Consider the following 19591-nt stretch of genomic DNA (forward strand, 5'->3'; position numbering starts at 1 on the left):
GCGTCAGCGCCCCTCTTGCGGCAGAAAGCGGAACGCCACGCCGCCGCTGGCGTCGAGCGAGAGATGCACGCCGCCGAACGGTTCGGAGACCGACAGTTGCTCAAGCACGCGGCGCGCCAGCTCCGGCAGCACCGACTGGGTCAGGATGTGGTCGACATTGCGCGCGCCGCTGTCGACCTCGGTGCAGCGCTGCGTGATCGCCTGTGCCAGGGCATCGTCCCAGCTCAGGCGCGCGCCGTGGTTGCGCGCGAAGCGTTGCGCCAGCCGCTCAAGCTTGAGGTCGACGATATCGCGGATCTGGGCGTCGCCCAGGTGGTAGTACGGCACCAGCACCAGGCGCGCCAGGAATGCCGGGCTGAACTGCCTGAGCAGCGCCGGGCGCAGTTTTTCGACCAGTTCCTGCGGCGGCGGGCGCCGCGCGCCGCGCGATGCTTCGCTGATCACATCCTGCGCCGCGTTCGATGTCAGCAGGATCACCGTGTTGCGGAAATCGATCGGCACGCCCTCGCCATCTTCCATCACGCCCTTGTCGAACACCTGGAAAAACAGCTCCAGCACGTCGGGGTGCGCCTTCTCCATCTCGTCGAGCAGCACCACGCTGTACGGGCGGCGGCGCACGGCCTCGGTCAGCACGCCGCCGCGGCCGTAGCCCACGTAGCCCGGCGGCGCGCCCTTCAGGCCCGATACGCTGTGGGCTTCCTGGAACTCCGACATGTTGACCGTGATCATGTTGCGCTCGCCGCCGTAGAGCAGGTCGGCCAGCGCGTGCGCGGTCTCGGTCTTGCCCACGCCGCTCGGGCCGACCAGCAGGAACACGCCCACGGGCTTGCCGGGGTCATCGAGGTCGGCGCGGAACGTGCGGATGCGGCGCGCGATCGCGTCGAGGGCCTCGCCCTGGCCCACCACGCGTTCAGCCAGCTTGTCTTGCAGGTACAGCACCGTATGCAGCTCATCGGCGAGCATGCGGCCCACCGGAACACCGGTCCAGCCGGAAATGACCTGCGCGACCGCAGCGGAATCCACGCATACGGGCACCATCGGCTCGTCGTTCTGGACGGCCTCCAGGCCCTTCTCCAGGCGCGCCAGGCTGGCGCCCAGCGATTCGGCGCTGTCGGCATTCTCGTCGTCCTCATCCCCGGCGGCGTCTACGGCGTCTACGGCGTCTCCGGCGGCATCCCCGATGGCATGCGCAGCACCAGCGTCGGCCTGGCTCTGCTTCTCGAGGAACGCCGCGATCCTGCGGCGCCATGCCAGGATCTCCCCGACGGCGTGCTTCTCCGTGGCCAGCTTGTCGCTGAGGCGCGCGTGCTGCGCCCGGGCCTCGTCGCGCTGGCGCGTTGCCGCGGCGATCTCATCGGCGCGGTCCGTGCCGGTGGCGGCCTCATGGCGCAGGATGCGCAACTGGTTGTCGGCGCTTTCGATGGCGCGCCCAAGCGCCTCGATCGCCTCCGGCACGCCGTTCTGCGCAACCGCGACGCGGGCGCATGCGGTGTCGAGCACGCTGATGGCCTTGTCGGGCAGCTGCCGGCCCGAGACGTAGCGGTGCGACAGCTTGACCGCATCGCGCACGGCGTCGTCGAGGATCTCCACGCCGTGGTGCGCTTCAAGCTTGCGCACCATGCCCCGCAGCATGTCCACGGCCGCGGCCTCGCCAGGCTCGTCCACCTTGACGATCTGGAAGCGGCGCGCGAGCGCGGGGTCGCGCTCGATGTACTTCTTGTACTCGGCCCAGGTGGTCGCGGCGATGGTGCGCAGCTCGCCGCGCGCGAGCGCGGGCTTGAGCAGGTTGGCGGCATCGCCCTGCCCTTCGCTGCCGCCCGCCCCGATCAGCTGGTGGGCCTCGTCGATGAACAGGATCACCGGCACCGGTGAGGCCGCCACCTCGGCAATCGCCGACTTGAGCCGGTTCTCGAACTCGCCCTTCACGCCGGCACCCGCCTGCAGCAGCGCCAGGTCCAGCGAGCGCACCGACACATTGCGCAGCGCCGGCGGCACGTCGCCGGCAACGATGCGCTGCGCGAAGCCTTCGACCACCGCGGTCTTGCCCACGCCGGCCTCGCCGGTCAGGATCGGGTTGTTCTGGCGCCGACGCAGCAGCACATCGACCAGTTGCCGGATCTCAAGGTCGCGCCCGCGTACCGGGTCGATCGCACCGGCTCGCGCCAGCGCGGTCAGGTCCACCGTGAACTGCGCCAGCGCCGATGGTTGCCCCGTGCCCTGCGCGCGTTGCGGCATGCCGAATGCTGCCGCGCCATCGGGCGCCGGCATCGCCCCGTTTCTGGGCTCGCCACCCTCGGCCGATGCCCCCAGCAACGCAGGCAAGGCCTCGCGCAGCGCTGCACGCGGGATCCTGAGCAAGGCTGGCGCCGAATCCAGCAGCATGCCGCGCAGGCTTTCCACTTCAAGCAGCGCCAGCATCAGCGTGCCCGCCCGCACCTGCTGCTCGCCGAGCAGCATCGAGCTGAGCAGCCAGGCTTCCTGGAACAGCGGAGAAAAATTGGGTGACAGCGCGGGGGTGCGGCCGTTGCCGCGCTTGAAGCCGTCGATCGCCTTCTGCAGCTGCGACGCCACCTGCTCGGGCGCGAGGTCGAAGTGCGCGAGGATGTCCTGCAGGTCCGTGGCGCCGCCCTCCAGCAACTGCAGCAGCAGGTGCTCGACGTCGACGCTGTAATGCGTCTGCCGGACGCAGAGTTGCGCGGCCTGCTCCATGGCATGCCGGCACTCGGGATCGAGGCGGCCCAGCAGCGTGCGGATATCGATGTCCATGCTTGTACGGATCAGGATGGCTGGCGCACGCTGGCCCGTGCCGCCGGAACACTTTGGCGATGCAGGCTGCGATGGTCGCGTTCGGCGGGTTCGTCCATTGGGTCAAGGACGCCGCCGTCCGGCCCGGCGCCGCGCAGTGCCAGCTGCACCGGCGCCGGCCGCGCCTGTCCACCGCCCGCCAGCCAGGCGGTCCAGCCCAGGCGCGCGCCCAGGCCCAGGCCCGCGGGCTGGCGCGTGCCGAGACGGAGCGCGAGCCGCACCTGCAGCGGTTGCGCCGCATAGGCGCGCACCAGCCCCGCTACCAGCGCGTGGTCGCCGCCGCCGGGCAGCAGTCCCTGCAGGCGCCCCGCCGCAGGCACCTGCACATCCAGCCGGATGCCGGCGGCCTGGTCCCAGGCGCGCCGCCCCAGCACCGCGCCGCAGCCAAGCGCGGTGCCTGCTGCCCCCCCGCAGCCGCCAAGCCGCACGGCATCGCCCGCATCGACCGGCAGCCAGCCGCCAATGAACTGGGACCCGCCCACGCGCAGGCCGAGCCGGTCTCCGACCATGGCAAGCAAACCGGCCATCGAACGCGGTGCCGCGCCCAGCAGCCCGGCGTGGCGCAGCCACGGCGTCGGACGCGCAGCGCCGGCGGGCACGGCAGGCACATTGGCAACCGCCGCCCCGCGTTGCAGGCCCAGGTTGCTGAGCGCATCCAGGCACGCCGCCAGCGTGCTGCTGGTGGGGCGCTGGCCACCGAGCGCCGGCGCATGCTTGCGCCGGCCGCGATACAGGAATGACAGGAAGCGATGGTTGAAGCTGTCGAGCAGGTCGCCCATCGCGGGGTCGCGCGCGGCGCGGCGCTCAAGCAGCATCTCCGTGTAGGCAAGCGGCAGCGGCCCGCCGGCCCCCGCCAGCGACATCACGGGCGTCGTGAGCGTAAATGCCTGCCCGCCGCCGCTCTTGTCGCCGCCGCCCTTGTCGCCGCCGCTCTTGTGGCCGCCACCCTTGTGCACCGCGCCGATGTCACGCGGCTGGAAGGCCAGCGAGACCAGTCCACGCAGGCGCACCGGCTCGCCCGCGCCGTTGCCGCGGCCGAGCGGCGCCCCCGGTGTCGCGCGCTCGATCAGGCTGATGGCCTGGAACAGATCGAAGCCGGCCGGGTTGGCGGCCAGGCGGTCGATCACAGCAGCGGCTGGCTGCCCGTCATCGCTGGCCATTGCTTCCATATCTCGTCTCCGCGGCGCACCACCAGCCGCACAAAGGAATTGACTGATGCGTACAGCGCAAAGAAGCGCGCCAGCACGGCCCCCAGCAGCAGCGGCGAGCCGCCGACAAAGGCGTCGGGATCAAACTCGATCGAGACCTCGGTGCCACGGCAATAGCCGCGCCAGGCCTCGGTGCCCACATGCGCGGTCGCGCCGAGCGAGCGCACGCTGCGGATGCCCCGGACCTGGTCCTGCTGGCGGTGGCCGTCGCCCGCGAACAGGCGCAGCATCTGCTGCACCTCGTGACGCCCCGCGCCGCCGCCGGCGAGCGTGCCGTGGTGCAGCGTCAGCAGTGAAATCAGCTGCCACAGGGTTTCGCTGCCCATGGGCGGGTTGCGTTGCACGGTCGGCTCATACAGGCAGCGCACCTGCGCATACTTCGACACGTTCTCCAGCACCATGCGCGCGCCCACTGGCACCTGCTCCGCCAGCCGGCGATTGGTGCAAAGCACGTTGGCATACGCCACGGGTGCCGATGGCAGGCGCTGCACGTTGCCGGCATCGGCGAAGCTGAGATACATGTCGGTGCCGGACAAGTTGGCGCGCAACGTCGGCTCGCGGCGTGCGTGCCAGAACAGGTCGCCTGCGGCCGGGTCATCGGTGGCCGCGGCAAACGGCGGCACCGCCAGCGAGCGGTCGCTGGCCGGATCCGACAGCACCACCGACTGGACCGAATGGATCTCGGTCATCGCCTCGCGGCGCTGGTCGGCCACCAGACGGTACTCATAGTGCCGGTGGTCGACCATGATGGGCTCGCTGGTCTGCGAGAACAGGTTGATCGCCGGCACGCAGCCCAGCCGGAAGATGCCGGCGTGCACCCGTCCCAGCGCGGGCGCGCTGCGCTGCAGGCGCAGTACTACATCACAGCTGCGGCCCTTGCCGAGCCGGCCGGCCGGCAGGTCCAGGTCGAAGAAATGAAACTTGCGCGCAAACGCGAAGTACTCCTGCATCAGCCCGTAGGCCGGTTGCGCATGCGGCGGCTGTGGCAGCACGTTCTCGCCGGGGGCATAGCCAGCCTCGCGCCATGCGCTGGCCGGCAGCCAGGTCGGGGGGCCATCGGACGGCTCCACGCCGACAGCGGCCACGCCGGTGACAAGCAGCTCGTACAGCGGCATGGTCACCATCCAGTCGCCATGCAGATGGATGCGCAGCGTGCCGAGCTCAAGCTCGGAAAAGTCTACGCCAGGCCCGCATTCGAGTGTCAGCCGCAGTCCGTTGTCCTCGGTCATGCGCGCGTGCGTGACCGCGAGCGGCCACAGCGTCGTGTCCCATGCCGTGCGGAAGCGGCACGTCTCCCCGTCTTCGGTGCGCGCGCTCACGCCGGTGTGGCGCGGTACGGCGTAGCCGGCCGTCACCTTGCCCTGGGCGGCATCGAGATCAAACTGCACCACTGTCATCGACGGCACCGGCTGCACCAGCGACGGGCACACGTTCTCCAGCAACGCGGCGGCAACCTGCGGGAAGGCCTGGTCCAGGTCGCGATGCACGCGCGCCGCCAGGAAGGCCGTCGCCTCGATCAGCCTCTCGGTATGCGGATCGAGCGATTCGGTCCCATGCAGCGCAATGCGGGCCGCCACGTTGGGATAGCGCTCGGCAAACGCTGCGCCTTCCGTGCGCAGGTAGGCCAGCTCGCGCTTGTAATAAGGCAGGATGCCGCCGTCGCCGATGCCTTCCGGCATTTCTTGTGCCATCCCCTGCAACCCGCCCTCAGCCATGATCGCTCCAGCGCGGGTCGGCAGGCTGGCCTGCCGCGGCGAGCTCGAACGCCACGCGCACAGGCGCGGCGCCCAGCGGCAGCTCGCCGTCGATCATCAGGACCGGGCGCGGGGTGTCGCGATCGGCAAAGCGCACGCGCGGATCACGCAGGCGCGGCTCGAACATTGCGATCGCTCGCTCGACCAGCGCCGCGATCGCGTCGCAGTCCGGCACCGACTGGAACGAGCGGAAAGAGAAATCCGGCACGCCGTAGTCAAGCACGGTGCCCTCGGCCTCAAGGAACTGCGCCGCCGTCAGCCGCGAACGCGTATTGAGCAGCCGTGCGAGTTCGCGCGCCACCGACTGGCGCAGCGGCTCGCCTTGCAGCAACTGCGCCGAGGGTGCGTTTGCGCCCGCCGACAGCCTGTCGAACAGCGGCATCGGCGATCCGGTGATGATGACGGACATGGGCTGCGGGTGACCGGACCGGATCGGCTTACGCTGCCTTCTTCTGCGGCTCCGGCGGCGCGGACACTGCGCAAGCCACGTTCTGCACCAGGTCCCAGCCGAACGCTGCGGTGCCTTCCTTCTGCGCATCGCCCTTCTGCTGCGTAAAGAACGCTGTGATGGCGGTGAAGTCGAGCACGAACGTATCGGAAGGCTGACCGCCTCCACCACTGGTATGGATCGACTCAACGATCGCGTCGCTCAGCGTGTAGGTCATCTCCGAGCGGAACGCACCGTCTTCGGTCCGGCCGATCTCCAGCTTCACCTCGCCCAACGACCTGCCGGCGGCGCATGCGGCGTAAAGCCCAGGCGTGGCCTGGTCGGTCAGCTTCGTCAGTTGCATGCTATGGAACTGCGCCTTGCCAGCGGTCCGCTTCGAGTTGCCCGGGTCATTGGTCACTTGCATCGACACGCCGTGCGAGAACGAATAGATCAGGATTCGCTCGGCGGCCCGGCCGGTCTGCTGCTTGTTGCTTCCCTTGATCTCAGGGATGTCAAGAATGATGGTGTCCATGATGTCTCTGCTGTCTCTGGTCCGTTATGTCTGAGGGTGCCTGCCGGTCGGCTTACGCTGCCGCGGCCGGCAGATCCGCCACCAGCCGGATCGAAGCCGTCAGCTCTTCCATCTGGAAGTGCGGCTTCAGGAAGCACGTGGCGCGGTACGCGCCAGGCTTGCCCGGCACCTCGGTCACGTCGACGCGCGCCGCGCTCAGCGGAAAGCGCGACTTGGCCTCCGGGGTCGCCGCCGGGTTGAGCAGCACGTAGTCCGCGATCCAGTTGTTCAGGTAGCGCTCCACGTCTCCGCGCGTCTGGAAGCTGCCGACCTTGTCGCGCATGATTACCTTCAGGTAGTGCGCAAAACGCGATGCGGCCAGCACGTACGGCAGGCGCGCCGACAACTGCGCGTTGGCGTTGGCTTCATCCTTGTTGTAGACCTTGGGCTTGTTTGCCGTCTGGCTGCCGAAGAACGTGGCGCTGTTCGAGCCCTTGGCGTTGACGATGGCGATAAAGCCCAGGTCGTTGAGCTCTTTCTCGCGGCGATCGGTGATGGTGACCTCGGTCGGGCACTTGAGCGCGACGTCGCCTTCATCCGTCTTGAAGGTGTGCGCGACCAGGCCGTCGACCTTGCCGCCGCCCTCCACGCCACGGATCGCCGTGGACCAGCTGTACTTGGCATGCGCGTCGGTGATGCGCAGGCCAAGCTGGTAGGCCGAGTTGGCCCACAGGTATTTGCCGTGGTCGGTGCCGTCGACGTCTTCTTCAAAGGCGAAGCTTTCGACCGGATTGGTCTTGGCGCCGTAGGGCAGGCGCGCCGCGTACGACGGCAGCACCAGCGACACGTAGCGCGAATCCTCGGTTTCGCGGAAGCCGCGCCACTGCGCCAGTTCCGCGCTCTCGAACACCTTGGCCAGGTCGCGCGTCACGCCCAGGTCCGTGTACGAGCGCAGGTCGAACAGGCTCGGCGCCGCGGCGGTGATAAACGGCGCGTGGGCGGCGGCGGCTACCTTCGAAATCCGCTCGAGCAGGGCCACGTCCTGCGGATGGCGGCCGAAGCTGTAGTCGCCGATCAGCAGCGTATAGGGATGGCCGCCGAAGGTGCCGTACTCCTCTTCGTAGATCTTCTTGAACAGCACGCTCATGTCGTGGTCGACGGCGGTTTCAAGATCCTTCAGCAGTTCGGCCTTGGTCACGTTGAGCAGGCGCAGCTTCAGGCTGGTGCCGGTCTCGGTGCCGTAGACCATGTCGTGCAGGCCGGTCCATGCGCCCTCCAGTGCCTGGAACGCCGGGTCGTGCATGATCGCGTTGAGCTGGTCACTCAGCAGGCGGTCGATCTCGGCCACGCGCTCGTTGATGGTTGCCACCAGGCTCTTGTCCGGACTGGTACGCATGCCCTCGTCAAGGATCTGCGAGGCCAGCTGGCCGATCAGCTTCCTGGCATAGCCGCTCTGCGATGGCTCCACAGCCATATTGCCTTCCTGCACGATGCGATCGAGCAGTGTCAGCTCGCGTTCGGCCTCGACCGTGGAGCTTCCCTTCGATTCGGCACTCGCGTTGTCCGCGGCGGAGTTCTTGGCCATCTGGTTCACCCTTTTGGAATTCTGGGAATTCTGCGAATTCGTTGCGTCCTGCGGGCATCAACGCCCGCGCCCCGCCGTCACGTCATGCTGGGGTGGCGTCCCCGGCTTCCGGCTGTGCAGGCGCCGCGCCGGCATTGGCCTCGCTGCGCACCAGCTTCAGTTCGTCGGCGTTGTTCACGATGCGCTCGAGCAGCACGTCGAGCTCGTCGTTGCCATCGAGCTTGCCGAGCAGGTCGCGCAGTTGCTGGCGAGCCTCCAGCAGCTTGGCCAGGCGCGGCACCTGGGCGACCAGGCTTTCGGGATGGAAGTCGCTGAACTTGTCGAAGCGCAGTTCCACCTTCAGGTTGGCATCGCCCTTCATGGTGTCAGGCACGGACAGTTCGAGACGCGGCGCGATCTTGCCCATGATCTCGTCGAAGTTGTCGCGGTCGATCTCGATAAAGCGCCGCTCCTTGAGCTTGGGCGGCGGCACTGCCGGCTGCCCCGACAGGTCTGCCAGCAGGCCGACCACCATGGGCAGCTCACGCTTCTCGACCGCGTCACCGACCTCTACGTCATACGAAATCTGGACCCGAGGCGGACGATTTCGTCCTACCCACTTCTGCAGACTATTGGACATGGAACTCTCCGGAAGGACTCGAATGCGTCCGGTCAAATCATCGATTTCGCACGGCTGCCCGTGCCGAAGGCAAAGCCAGTCCCGCGGGCCGGCGGAACCGGTCCGAACAGAGATCGAAACGCATCACGCCGCAGGGCCGGCATGGCGGCTGCGGAAGGCGGATACCCTCGCTGGCAAACCCACTTCTTGGGTGGCCCCGCGAATGCCGGCTCGCGACTGACGCGATGCGGCACGGCCTGAGCCCCTGGTCTTCGCACGCCGTTCCATCGTTGACCCTTGCTGTGTTTCTAGTTGCGGCGCGCAAATTCAAGCGGAATTTAAGGTAACGGCGGGACCAGGCACAATCCCTGAGAATTGGTATTTTGAGATAAGGGCGATCGATCGGCGTTGCTGCCTGCGCGACTGCGAACCGGCCACCCTGGCCTCGATCTCGTTCGGGGGACACGGCGTGCGCAATCGCCTCGGAAGTGGCAACTGCCTGATTTCAGGGATAGGAAAAACCGCCTGATTGGGCTTTACTTGATTCCAAGGCCCGAGTGCATGACACGCCGTTGCGGTGGCATGCACCACCACCAAGGGTCAAAACCAGAACAAGAAAGGGTCAGCCATGTCTATCGCCTACGACAGTTGCCGTATTGCATCACTGCGGGTCCGGTGTTGGAATCAGCGCTGCTGATACTCTGAACCGCACCCGGCCGGGGCCGCCGCCCTGGTCACGCCCGCCCCCATGCATGTCTCCACGCCAATGACCGCGACGATTCCTGATAGCCGCCGAACTGTCATGCGTGGCCAACTGCTGCTTGTCGGGCACGAAGGCCCGATGCGAGCACGCCTTCGCGGGATTCTCACCGTGCTTGACTACACCGCCGGCGCGCTCTGTTTCGCAAATACGATTGAAGAGGCCTGTGCGCGGCTGGAGCAAGGCCCGCTGGACATGGCCCTGGTGAATACCTGCCTGCCCGATGGCAGCGGCATCGACCTGATCCGGCGCCTGCGTGGGCGTTCCGCTGACCTGCCCGTCGTGGTGGTTTCGTCGCCGGGCACGGACGCGGAAATCGTCGGCGCCCTGATCGCGGGCGCCACCGGCTACCTGCTTGAGGAGCGGGACGACACTGAGCTGACGGTGTCCTTGCGCGGCGCGCTGCGTGGTGGCACGCCGATCGATCCGTTCATTGCCAAGCGGCTTCTCGCGGCACTGGTGCCCAAGCATGCGCCGACTGAGGCGAAGCTTGCTGCCGCGGGCAGCGCGAAGCCGCTGCTCAGTGCGCGCGAGACTGAGATCCTGGTGTTCATCAATAAGGGCTCGACCAACCGGGAGATCGCAGATGCGCTGTCGCTGTCGCGGTTGACTATCGAGTCGCACGTCAAGAATATTTATAAGAAGCTGGCGGTCAAGACTCGCACGCAGGCTATCTTTGAGGCTCGTGCCTATGGGGTGCTTAACTGAAGCGTCGACCGCATTCTTGCGCAAGCGTGTGCGACGGCGCGCTGAAGATCGGGAAGTTTCATAACGGCGGGGCGACAGCTACCTTGGCGCACACCGGAGCGACAAAAAGTCACCAAAAAGCGCGTTTACGGCCCTGCGGGCGGTCACTCTTATCGTAGTTCGCGAATATTTTCGTACGGGGCTTCGCTTCCTCACAAAGCGGGGCTGCCTGCCGCCGTGGTGCGCCACGGTGGCTCGGCGTTGAAGCGATGTTTGAACGAGCCCAGAGCTGTGGGTGGCCCCTGCTGCGGGCGTCAACGCAGGAACGCCTGCGGCTGCGCTGCGCGCCGGTCCTAGTTGGTTTGCCGGGGGTGGCGATATGAGCTGCGCTGATGAACGTCCCAGGCGGTTCGAACAGATTGGCTGGCTATCACTTCGTGGAGGCTCCGGCCCTCACCCCCGGCCCCTCTCCCGCAAGCGGGCGAGGGGAGCGAACAAGCGGTCGGCGGCAACTCGTGGGGGCCGGCGAAGGGCCTGTCAGAAAGGACTTGTCGGGACTGTCAGAAATTTTGTGTTCAGGGCACAACATGCCGCCAAGGAGCATGCCACGCAGCCATCGGCATAGCGCCAAGCGAACGCACGACGCGTTCAGTCCCCGGACCGCCGATCTGAGATACTGCCGGCGCGCAGCGCAGCCGCAGGCGTTCCTACGGCGACGCCCGCAGCAGGGGCCACCCACAGCTCTGGGCTCGTTCAATCACCGCGTTAATCCCAGCCACTGTGGCGCACCACGGCGTCAGGCAGTCCTGCCCTGCAACGAAGCAAAGCCCCGTACGAAAGCCTCCGCCCACTATGATAAGAGTGGCCGCCCGCAGGGCCGTAAACGCGCTTTTTGGTAACTTGTAAAGCCTTGCCTGGCGCGGTTTTCCGGGTAGGACCCGACCTGTCTACAAGACTGCCTACAAAAAATGGCGCCTTTTGGGTCACATGGTTAGCTGGCAACCAAGCGTGATTTTACCTTATCTTGCCAACGTCACATGGGGCAACGTGGCGCGGCGGCAAGTCGCGTTCAAACGCGGCTTCGCTTGGGCCGGCCAGGCTTGCCGTAGGGGTGCGTTTTGAAATTGCACCCTTTGCCAAATAGCCCCGTCCGCTTTGGAAGAAGCTATCTGGCACTTGCACAGAGCAGGACTTGCTTAGTTCAGCGAATCAATCGGCTCAACAGATTGAAGAATGCCGCTTCATCAAGTTCTTGGGGCGCAGATTTATTCTGCTCCAAACCGATAAGTGCCCATTTTCCGGCCGGCACGTTTGGCTCCCACATGTAAGCCTTGTAGCGCGGTGCTGAATGGAGGCCCCGGTACTCTAGTTCCACCTCGCCTGTGCAACCGAACAAATAAAGGCAGGTAGGTTTGAATCGCAGACTGCGATCCCCCGCCGTAACGAGAATTGTGCAGATTTGATAGAACTCCTGCGGCGAGAGATTGGCCGGTATCGTCGGATCGACGAGCGTCGTCTGCTCGACCTTGACCGTCACCTGTGGGATGTCCCTCAACCACCCCTTGATCTCATCAGCCAACGCTTTCATCCTACTCTGGAACTCGCTGATGTCCTTTTCCAGACGTTTTTTCCCCGCTGCCTTCTCATCTTCGTGCTGTTGCAATTGGTGCATGAACTGCGCTTTCGGATTCATTTTTTCTCCGGACAAGATCGAACTACAGAGGCACACTGCCTCCGGGCATAAACGGTACGATGTACTCCGCCAAAATGGGGGAGCACTTCCTGTCAGCTACCCCAACCACTGCTACGAAGCCAATCAGTACTGGTAAGACACCTGCAACCCGCCCGTCACCCCGGCGGTATGAAGCGCGGCAGGCTTGTAGATCGGCAAACCGGCAAACAGGTCATATGACAGCCGGCCAAAGCCAGAACCGAAGCCGCCACGCAGGCCGATCACGGCACCAGCAAGTTGCCTGCCCACCAGCACGGCGGTAGACGGCCCGAAAACCCGGCCATAGTCCACGCCAGCGTAGACAGCCTGGCCGGTGGCCGCAATCGGCGCCTGCAGCTCGTTGCGCCAGTAAAAGCCGCTGTCGCCGGCCAGCAGGTTCTCGCCGTCGAAGCCGCGCACCGTGTAGCGGCTGCCGATGGTCATCATGTCGAGCGCATAGAGGCGGTCGCCGGTGTACTGGCCCCGGAACGTGGTCACGTAACGCAAAGGCTGGCCGCCCAGCTGGAACGGCACCGACAGGTTGGCGTCCGCCACCACCATGCGGTAGCGCCAAGTTGGGCCGCCTTCAGTCGCGAGCGTGTCGGCCTGCGAACCGAAGCCTCCGATGCCCTGGCGGTACACTACGCTGCCGTCGAACTGCGCCTCGCCGAAGTAGTGTCGGTCGGTGAAGCCAGCCTCCAGCACCGTGTTGTTGCGGTGCTGCTGTTCAATCTCTGTGTCCTCGATGAAGCTTTTGCCAAAGCGGCGTGATAGCCGGAACTGCACGCCGAGTACGTCGTTCTGGCTTCGGCGGATCACGCGATGCAGCTTCAGGTCGGCGGTCTGCGACCGGCCGCTGGAGATAAACGTCTGATTGACGCCAGCGATCTGCTGATAGTAGTTGTTCGAGTAGGCCGAGACCGTGGCCGTCCAGTAGCCCCACGGCACCGAATAGAATCCGTTCCAGCCGCGCGTGCCGTGCTGCTTGTCGCTGAACTCCACGTCCTGCATATAGCCGACGTTGAACAGGTCGTTCAGGCCGAGCGGGTTGTCGATGCCGACGCTCAGGTTGCCGACCCACTTGCCGGTGGCGCGCGTGCCCGAGTTGTCGACCGAGGCCACCACGGTCCACGGCTTGGCGCGCTTGACGGTAATCACCACGTCACTGACGCCCGGCACCTTGGTGGGCACGACCTGCATGTCCGCATCCTGGCTGGCAACGCGCTTCATCTGCTCCAGCCCTTGCTCCAGGTCGCGCAAGTTCAGCAGGTCGCCGGCGCGGGCGGGGAACGCGGATTTCCATGTGCCGCGTGTGTCGGGATCGGCGAAACGCAGCTCACCTATGACGCCAGGAATCAGCGACACGCGTAGCGTGCCGGTGCTCATATCCTGCTGCGGCAGCAGCACGCGCGTGGTGACGTAGCCCTGGCTCAGGATGGCTTGTGACGCGCCCTTGGTCAGTACCTCCAGCCCCTGTTTGCCGACGCAGGCACCTTGGTAGTGCTCCAGCCAAGTGCGGGCGAAGGCGAACGGATCTTGCGGCAAAGCCGAGGCACCTTGTGCTTGGGACGCGGCGGGCAGGTCGGGCGGCACCTCCAGTACGAAGCGGTCGATGCGAAAGCACGGCGCTTCCGCCGGCAGCGTCGGGTATTCAACAGGCACAACGTCTTGCGCGCGCACGCCCGGCGCCTGGACCGCCTGGGCACGCTCCCGGGCTTCCTGCTGCTGGCGGGTGCGCTGCTCTTGCTCGGCGGCGGTTGTCACTGCCGATCTGTCAGGTAGTGCTTGTGCAAGCGCAGCGCGGGGGTAGCGCTAATGCAAAAAGGGCAAAAGAGGAGACATCACGCGCCCGGTGGCGCGCGCATATTTTGAGGTTTGACATATTCGAGTCTCGAAGATTACTTCGTACTCTCTCCAGTACGAAGATCGAGGCCACATTGGCTACAAACCTTAGGGCAAAGGTCTATAGCCTTGAACGTCTGCAATCGCGGAATCGTGCCACATCGTGGGCAGCGATATCTTTTTGCGACCCAGTAGAACATCCATGGCAAATAAGCCCCCAAGAGGACTGTATGACCCAATGGAGTCTCAAATACCCTAAATCCGACAAAATACGCAACAAAGAAGAGGATCGTAACGATGATCAGTGTCCATCTTGCTTGCTGAAACCTGATTATCGCCTGTTTAATATCCCCCATTTCTACTCCTCTTATAAGAGAACTCAAAAATATTGGCCTTTCCTTCGAGGCCAAATCCGAACGATGGCGTAACACCAACTCCCGCCTTCGATTGATAGTAAGTCCCGACTACCGGCTTAGCGCCGGAGACGTTCGACCAGCCGCCCCCAGAAACTGAACCTTCAACAACCCCAGATCCAAACTGAGCCGAAGCGCCTAGAGACGAACCAATTCTATAATCGCCTGGCATGGCATCCTTACCGGATGCCCAAACATCCGACTTCAGTGCGGTTGAAGAACCCTTAACCCAGCCATGGCCGCCTGCGCCAACACCGAGCGCCAGTTTGCCGTCGGTCGGCACTAGACCGGTAAATCCCAGTTCTATTTCGCCTCCGATGCCATAGTAAAGACCCCCTCCTACAGCCCACAACAACGGTTGCGTATTCGGTGTATGACTCGTATTGAGTGCAGTCTGCTCCGGGGCCGGGGTACCGTTGGTATTGCCAAAAAGAGCGGGATTCCTTCGCTCAGCGTCAGTTGCGCTGAACAGGTTACCGCTATTCACGGAAATGTACTCAGTTGCGACCGGATCTGCTCCAGGGGCCTTGCTCGCTGCAGCATCAACCAATCGATATCCGCCGGAAAGTAACAGATTTTCGGCATCTGCTGCGGAAATGTCATCGCCCGTCCTGCCCTTATAGAACTCGGCAAATTTCTTCGCATTGTCTTTCGCCCACTTGCGCTCGTCGGGATGCAGCTGACGATTGAAGCGATCCACATTTGACGCCGTCGCCGCGCCCGAGCCGCCGCCCACGATTGCACCAATGCCGCCCGCAGCAATATTGGCCGCCACGTTGCCAAGTGTTTCGTTGAGGTCGGCGTTCCCGGTGTCTACTCCGTTGGCGACCGCGCTGCTCAGCTCGTTCAGCTTGCCGCCCGCAAGCGATGCCAGCCCAGCTCCCGCAGCGCCTGCCAGGGCGTTGCCGCCACCGAGTCCTGTGATGAGCGCGCCGCCAGCCGAATGCAGCGCTGCCCGGTGGCTGCCACTTTCGCCCCAGCTCTCGGCCTCGGCCAGGTATTGCTCTTGCAGCTTGGTGTCGCCGGCCTCCCCAGCGGCCTTTGCGTTCTTCATGGCCTCATCGTACTTGGCCGAGGCGATATCGCCCACGGTCTTCGCCACTGCCTCGCCTGCCGCCTGTGCCGCCGCCATCATGTCGGCCTGCTTGCTCAGCAGGTTGTCCAGATCCGGATTGCTGCCGACCTGCGTATTGGTGTTGGTCGTGTCACGCTGCAGCGTCGCCAGATCCTGCTTCTGGCTAGCGCCGTCGGTGATCTTGATCGTGCCCTCGGCGACGGCCGCCTGAGCGACGCCATCTTCGCTGCCGCTCTTGTGCTGCGGGGCCATCGGGCTAATGCCACCGGTATTCTTGCCCGAGGTCGGACCGCTATTGCTTTGTCCGGATGGCGTCCCCATTGCACCGCCGGCGGAGACACCCATCGAAGTGGCGCTGTAGTCGGAGTGGTTCTGGATGTCGCTCCAAGTCAGCGTGCCGGTGGTTAGGCTGTTCTTGTCCTTGCTCGCCTCGCTGGCAATCACCGCACCCTTCAGGTCCGTGTTGCCCTTCACATCGATGTTGAAGCCACCTTGCCCGGCGTAGATGCCGGACTGCTCGGAGACGTTCGCGTAGCTGCCATCGGCCTTGCCCGTGGAGGCCGAGAAGCTGGCCGAGCCACCGCCCTGGCTGATGCTGAAACCGCCGCCCATGCTTTGCTGGCTGGCGTGCGATTCCTCGGTGTCCTGCCGGCTGGCGAGGTTCAGGTCGCCGCCGACATCCGCAATCACCTTGCCAGCGCTGACGGTGCCGCCGAGGATGTTGGTGTCGTTGCCAGACACGATGGTAACGGACTCCTTGCCATTCACGTGGCTGTTGGCCTGGGTGGTGCCAACGCTGTCCGCGTTGCCCTTGGCCTGCGAGGCCGAAGCCGACACGCCAAAGCCCTGCGCGCCATAAGACACGCCCACACTCGCGCTGCTGGACTTGTTGGTGCTGTGACTCTCATCGGTATCGGTAGCCGACACAATGTTGATGTCGTGCTTCGCGCTCAGCGCTACCTTGTTGGCATCGATATCCGAGCCAACGATGTTCAGGTCGCCCGCTGTCTTGTTGCCATTCGCATCCACTCCGGTGGCAACGAACGCCGCCGTACCGCCTGCCTTGATGCGCGAGCCGTCATGGCTGGTACTGTCCTCAGTCAGGGTCTGCTTGCTCTGACTGGAGCCCCAGGAGAGTGTCAGTGCAGCACCAGCGGTCGGGCTGGCCCCGCCGGCCAGCGCACTACCTGCGTCGAAGGCATCGCGCCCAGCGGCAATGCCCCACAGCGCCGAGGCCCGTCCGTCCTCGCTCTTACCGGCGGCATTGAGCTTGTTGCCGGCATTGATGGCAGCGCCAATCGCGCCGCCCGATACGCCGAGGGTGAAGCCGCTTTGCTTCACTTCGTGCGTCTCGTCATGGTGCTGCGTACCCCTGGCAGCCTCGATCGTCACGTCGGCACCAACGCCGGTCACGTCCTTGGCTGCGATCAGGTCGCTGCCGCTCACCTTGAGGGCATTACCGGCGTTCAGATGCACGCTGCCATCAGTCGAGCCGACCAGGCTGCCGGTTTGGGTCACCGCTCTGTCGTTGATGGTGTCTTTCTGGTCGCGCTTGCCGTAGGAAATGCCCGAGCCCGTCGCGCCCAATCCGGATTTCGTCGTGTGCTCGTAGCTATGCGAGGAACTGGTGTTCTGCGCGCTGCCGATGGTCAGGTCGCGGCCCGCGTCCAGGCTCACGTCCTTGGTCGCCACAACGGTGGAGCCGGAGACCGTGAGGTCGTGCCCGGCGCTGGCCGTCACGCTGTCGGCCGACACCAGCGATCCCACCGCAATGGTTTGCTGCTGACTGCTTTCCTTGGTCGTCTGCTCCTTGGACATGAAGCCGGAATGCTTGGTCTGCGACCATTCCTGCGCACTGTGCTTCTCGTTGACGGTGCTGACGGTCACATCCCCGGTGGCGATCAGGTTGGCGGCACCCTTGTCGGTGGTCACCGACGAGCCGAGCACCGCCAGGTTGTCGGTACCGTTGCTCTCGGTCGAGGCGGCAATGCCATTGGCCTGCAGCACCGAATGCACCGTGGCCGATTGGCCGGCCGCGAGATTGGCATTGTTGCCAGCGTGCACCGAACTGCCGCTGACGGTCTCGTCATACGACGATTTCGTGTACTCCGCCCCCTTACCACCGAGCGACCCTTCGCTGCGCGTATGGGTGTCAATCGCCGCGGTGACGGTGGTATTGCGGCCCGCTACCAGCGACGCATTGCCACCGGCGTCGATGCCTGAGCCGGTCAGCGTGGCGTCGCGCCCGGCCACCGCCACCACATTGCTGCCGGCCTGCACCGAGCTGCCCACGTTGACGGTGGCCTGGTCGTGGTAGTAGCTCTGTCCACCGCGCGAGCTGGAATCCTGCGTGGTGCCCGTCGCCACCGTGCCCAGGTTCACATCGCGGCCCGCGCCCAGCAGGGCATTGTTGCCCGCGCCGACCAGGCCGCCGGCCATGGTGATGTCCCGCCCGGCCAGCACGCCCACATTGTTGGTGGCGGTGATGGCCGCCACCGAGCCGACGCCGGTGGCACCGGCGCTGTGATTACCCATCGTGACCTGGTTGGAGATGGTCTGCGTCTCGTTGATCACGTCGCGGCCAGCCGACACCAGCGTATCGGTGGCTGCAATGCGCCCGCCGAGGTTGCGCACGTCCTGCTGCGCGTTGACCACAGTCGTGCCGGTGCCGCCGATCTGGCCCCGGTTCACGATGTTGTTACCCACGACCTGCGTCGCCATGTCGCCTACGATCCTGCCGCTGTTGGCGAGGTCGCCGGTGGCGTTCAGGTTCACCTGATTGCCGGTCACCAGCGCCCCGGTGCTTTGCAGGTCGACCACGTGGGAATGCGCCAGGTACACCTTGGGCACCAGCACGGTCTGGTGGCTGCCATCGGGCAGCGTCACGTCCTGGCCGACCAGCCACACCATGTCCGTGGTGAGCTGGGCCATCTGCGCATCGGACAGGCCGATTCCCGGCGCCAGCTGGAACAGCTTGGCGTACATCAGGCCGCTGTCCATCAGCGCCTGGTACTCAGTCAACTGGTCGCTGTATCCCGCCAGGTAGGTGCGCCCGGTCAGTTGCGTTACCTGGTCGCGGATCAGCTTCTGCTCGTACCAGCCATCGCCCAGGCGCTTCTGCGTCATGCCAGGGTCCATGCCAAGCTGGCCGAGCATGTAGTCGCTGGAGATGAATTTGCCGTATTGCGTGAAGCGCGGGTCGGTGGCGATCAGGTAGGTCGCACCCGGTGCGGTCTGATAGTGATACAGGCCGTTCGTGGGCAGCGTCAGGTTCGGAATGCCGCCACTGGCGGTGCCCATCGTCTGCGGGGCCTTGCCCGCGCCACCCGCAGCGCCGGCCACCTGCGTGCCGGCCGCGCCGCCGCCCGACAGGTTGCCACCGCTCCCCGTCACAGTCTGGCCCTCGCGGTTCACGGTCGCCACAGTAATGGTCTGCGCGCTGGTCTGGACCGTCTGGTTGGCCGAGGCAACCGCCGGCAGCGCCATCACCGTGGTCGGCGCCTGCGGGTTGGTTGGATTGACCACCACCTGCGTATCGCTGTTGCTGCCCGTCTTTCGATGCCAATAGAAGGTCGAGGTGTCGGTGGTGCTGACGGACTGCTGCAGCGCGGTGCCGATGTCCTGCACGCCGCCGTCGGGTGCCACGCGGATCAGGTCGCCGCCTGCGGCCATGATCGAGGACTGGTTCAAGATCGCGCCACCGGCGCTGTTGACGCGGATCGAGCCGCCCGCCTGCAGCTTGGCCGGGTCGGTCGCACTGACCAGTTGGTCGGTCGTGGTGGTGGTCGTGGTCGTGCGCGCGATCTCGCTGTAGTCGTGGCTGTCCGGACCGAGGTCGTAGCGCATCCGCACCTGGTCGGGGCGGATCTGCGTGGCCGGGTCGTAGTCCGGCCAGAAGGTGATGGTGTAGGTGCTGCCGTTGTCGGTGATGGATTGGTAGTACTGCGTGGGGTTGCTGGTCAGGTTGCGCGTCAGAGACGTTGGCGGCGGGCAATCCGAACAGATCACCCGCGAACTCGCATCGAAGTACTCCTCCACCGGCGACTGGGCAAAGGCGAAGGTCTGCGTCGAGGCGTTGAGATTCGAGATTGTGGACTTGTCCACGGTCACCGTGACGGGCTGCATCAGCGCAAGGGTGCGGCTGGCGCTGACCGGCGCACTCTCGCCACTCCACCGCCAGCTAGGGAAGGTCACGCTTTCGTGAAAGTTCAG

At 65.3% G+C, this 19591-nt stretch carries 11 protein-coding genes; 1 reads left to right on the plus strand and 10 read right to left on the minus strand.

Annotated elements, in window-relative coordinates; translation table 11 throughout:
• Window positions 1–3 precede the first annotated feature (3 nt).
• The 7 genes from tssH to tssB form a co-directional block, all read right to left on the minus strand.
• On the minus strand, window positions 4–2766 hold the full coding sequence (gene tssH / locus ACIP1U_RS26330; RefSeq protein ID WP_400321416.1) for a type VI secretion system ATPase TssH: 2763 nt from the start codon (window positions 2764–2766) through the stop codon (window positions 4–6).
• 11 nt (window positions 2767–2777) lie between these two features.
• Entirely contained in the window at window positions 2778–3974 is a 1197-nt protein-coding gene (gene tssG, locus ACIP1U_RS26335) for a type VI secretion system baseplate subunit TssG (protein WP_400321419.1), read from the minus strand.
• The gene (gene tssF, locus ACIP1U_RS26340; protein ID WP_400321463.1) at window positions 3929–5692 is read right to left on the minus strand and encodes a type VI secretion system baseplate subunit TssF; all 1764 of its coding nucleotides are present in this window, start codon (window positions 5690–5692) and stop codon (window positions 3929–3931) included. The genes tssG and tssF overlap by 46 nt, the downstream gene beginning before the upstream one ends.
• 28 nt (window positions 5693–5720) lie before the next feature.
• A complete protein-coding gene (tssE, locus tag ACIP1U_RS26345) occupies window positions 5721–6176 on the minus strand; it encodes a type VI secretion system baseplate subunit TssE (RefSeq protein WP_400321422.1) in 456 nt (151 codons plus the stop codon).
• Window positions 6177–6204: 28 nt separating this feature from the next.
• A complete protein-coding gene (locus tag ACIP1U_RS26350) occupies window positions 6205–6729 on the minus strand; it encodes an Hcp family type VI secretion system effector (RefSeq protein ID WP_400321425.1) in 525 nt (174 codons plus the stop codon).
• 52 nt (window positions 6730–6781) lie between these two features.
• A complete protein-coding gene (gene tssC, locus ACIP1U_RS26355; RefSeq protein WP_400321428.1) occupies window positions 6782–8293 on the minus strand; it encodes a type VI secretion system contractile sheath large subunit in 1512 nt (503 codons plus the stop codon).
• 82 nt (window positions 8294–8375) lie between these two features.
• Entirely contained in the window at window positions 8376–8912 is a 537-nt protein-coding gene (gene tssB, locus ACIP1U_RS26360) for a type VI secretion system contractile sheath small subunit (protein WP_400321431.1), read from the minus strand.
• Between the two features lie 781 nt (window positions 8913–9693).
• On the opposite strand from tssB, the gene ACIP1U_RS26365 reads away from it, so the two are divergent.
• Window positions 9694–10359, plus strand: a complete 666-nt coding sequence (locus ACIP1U_RS26365; RefSeq protein WP_400321434.1) for a LuxR C-terminal-related transcriptional regulator — start codon at window positions 9694–9696, stop codon at window positions 10357–10359.
• A gap of 1180 nt (window positions 10360–11539) precedes the next feature.
• On the opposite strand, the gene ACIP1U_RS26370 is transcribed toward ACIP1U_RS26365, so the two are convergent.
• The 3 genes from ACIP1U_RS26370 to ACIP1U_RS26380 form a co-directional block, all read right to left on the minus strand.
• On the minus strand, window positions 11540–12031 hold the full coding sequence (locus ACIP1U_RS26370; protein WP_400321437.1) for a hypothetical protein: 492 nt from the start codon (window positions 12029–12031) through the stop codon (window positions 11540–11542).
• A 123-nt stretch (window positions 12032–12154) separates the two neighbouring features.
• Window positions 12155–13813, minus strand: a complete 1659-nt coding sequence (locus ACIP1U_RS26375) for a ShlB/FhaC/HecB family hemolysin secretion/activation protein (protein ID WP_400321439.1) — start codon at window positions 13811–13813, stop codon at window positions 12155–12157.
• A 420-nt stretch (window positions 13814–14233) separates the two neighbouring features.
• The coding region (locus ACIP1U_RS26380) for a hemagglutinin repeat-containing protein (protein WP_400321442.1) at window positions 14234–19591 on the minus strand (5358 nt) is incomplete at its 5' end.

The sequence above is a fragment of the Cupriavidus sp. NPDC089707 genome, from assembly GCF_044748965.1.
In the GTDB taxonomy this organism is placed as follows: Bacteria; Pseudomonadota; Gammaproteobacteria; order Burkholderiales; family Burkholderiaceae; genus Cupriavidus.

What these genes read in the sequence shown, in the direction of transcription:
- tssF (WP_400321463.1), bottom strand. Translation starts at nt 5,692, where the DNA reads ATGCCGGAAGGCATCGGCGACGGCGGCATCCTGCCTTATTACAAGCGC.
- tssC (WP_400321428.1), bottom strand. Translation starts at nt 8,293, where the DNA reads ATGGCCAAGAACTCCGCCGCGGACAACGCGAGTGCCGAATCGAAGGGA.
- ACIP1U_RS26370 (WP_400321437.1), bottom strand. Translation starts at nt 12,031, where the DNA reads ATGAATCCGAAAGCGCAGTTCATGCACCAATTGCAACAGCACGAAGAT.
- ACIP1U_RS26350 (WP_400321425.1), bottom strand. Translation starts at nt 6,729, where the DNA reads ATGGACACCATCATTCTTGACATCCCTGAGATCAAGGGAAGCAACAAG.
- tssB (WP_400321431.1), bottom strand. Translation starts at nt 8,912, where the DNA reads ATGTCCAATAGTCTGCAGAAGTGGGTAGGACGAAATCGTCCGCCTCGG.
- tssH (WP_400321416.1), bottom strand. Translation starts at nt 2,766, where the DNA reads ATGGACATCGATATCCGCACGCTGCTGGGCCGCCTCGATCCCGAGTGC.
- tssE (WP_400321422.1), bottom strand. Translation starts at nt 6,176, where the DNA reads ATGTCCGTCATCATCACCGGATCGCCGATGCCGCTGTTCGACAGGCTG.
- tssG (WP_400321419.1), bottom strand. Translation starts at nt 3,974, where the DNA reads ATGGAAGCAATGGCCAGCGATGACGGGCAGCCAGCCGCTGCTGTGATC.
- ACIP1U_RS26365 (WP_400321434.1), top strand. Translation starts at nt 9,694, where the DNA reads ATGCGTGGCCAACTGCTGCTTGTCGGGCACGAAGGCCCGATGCGAGCA.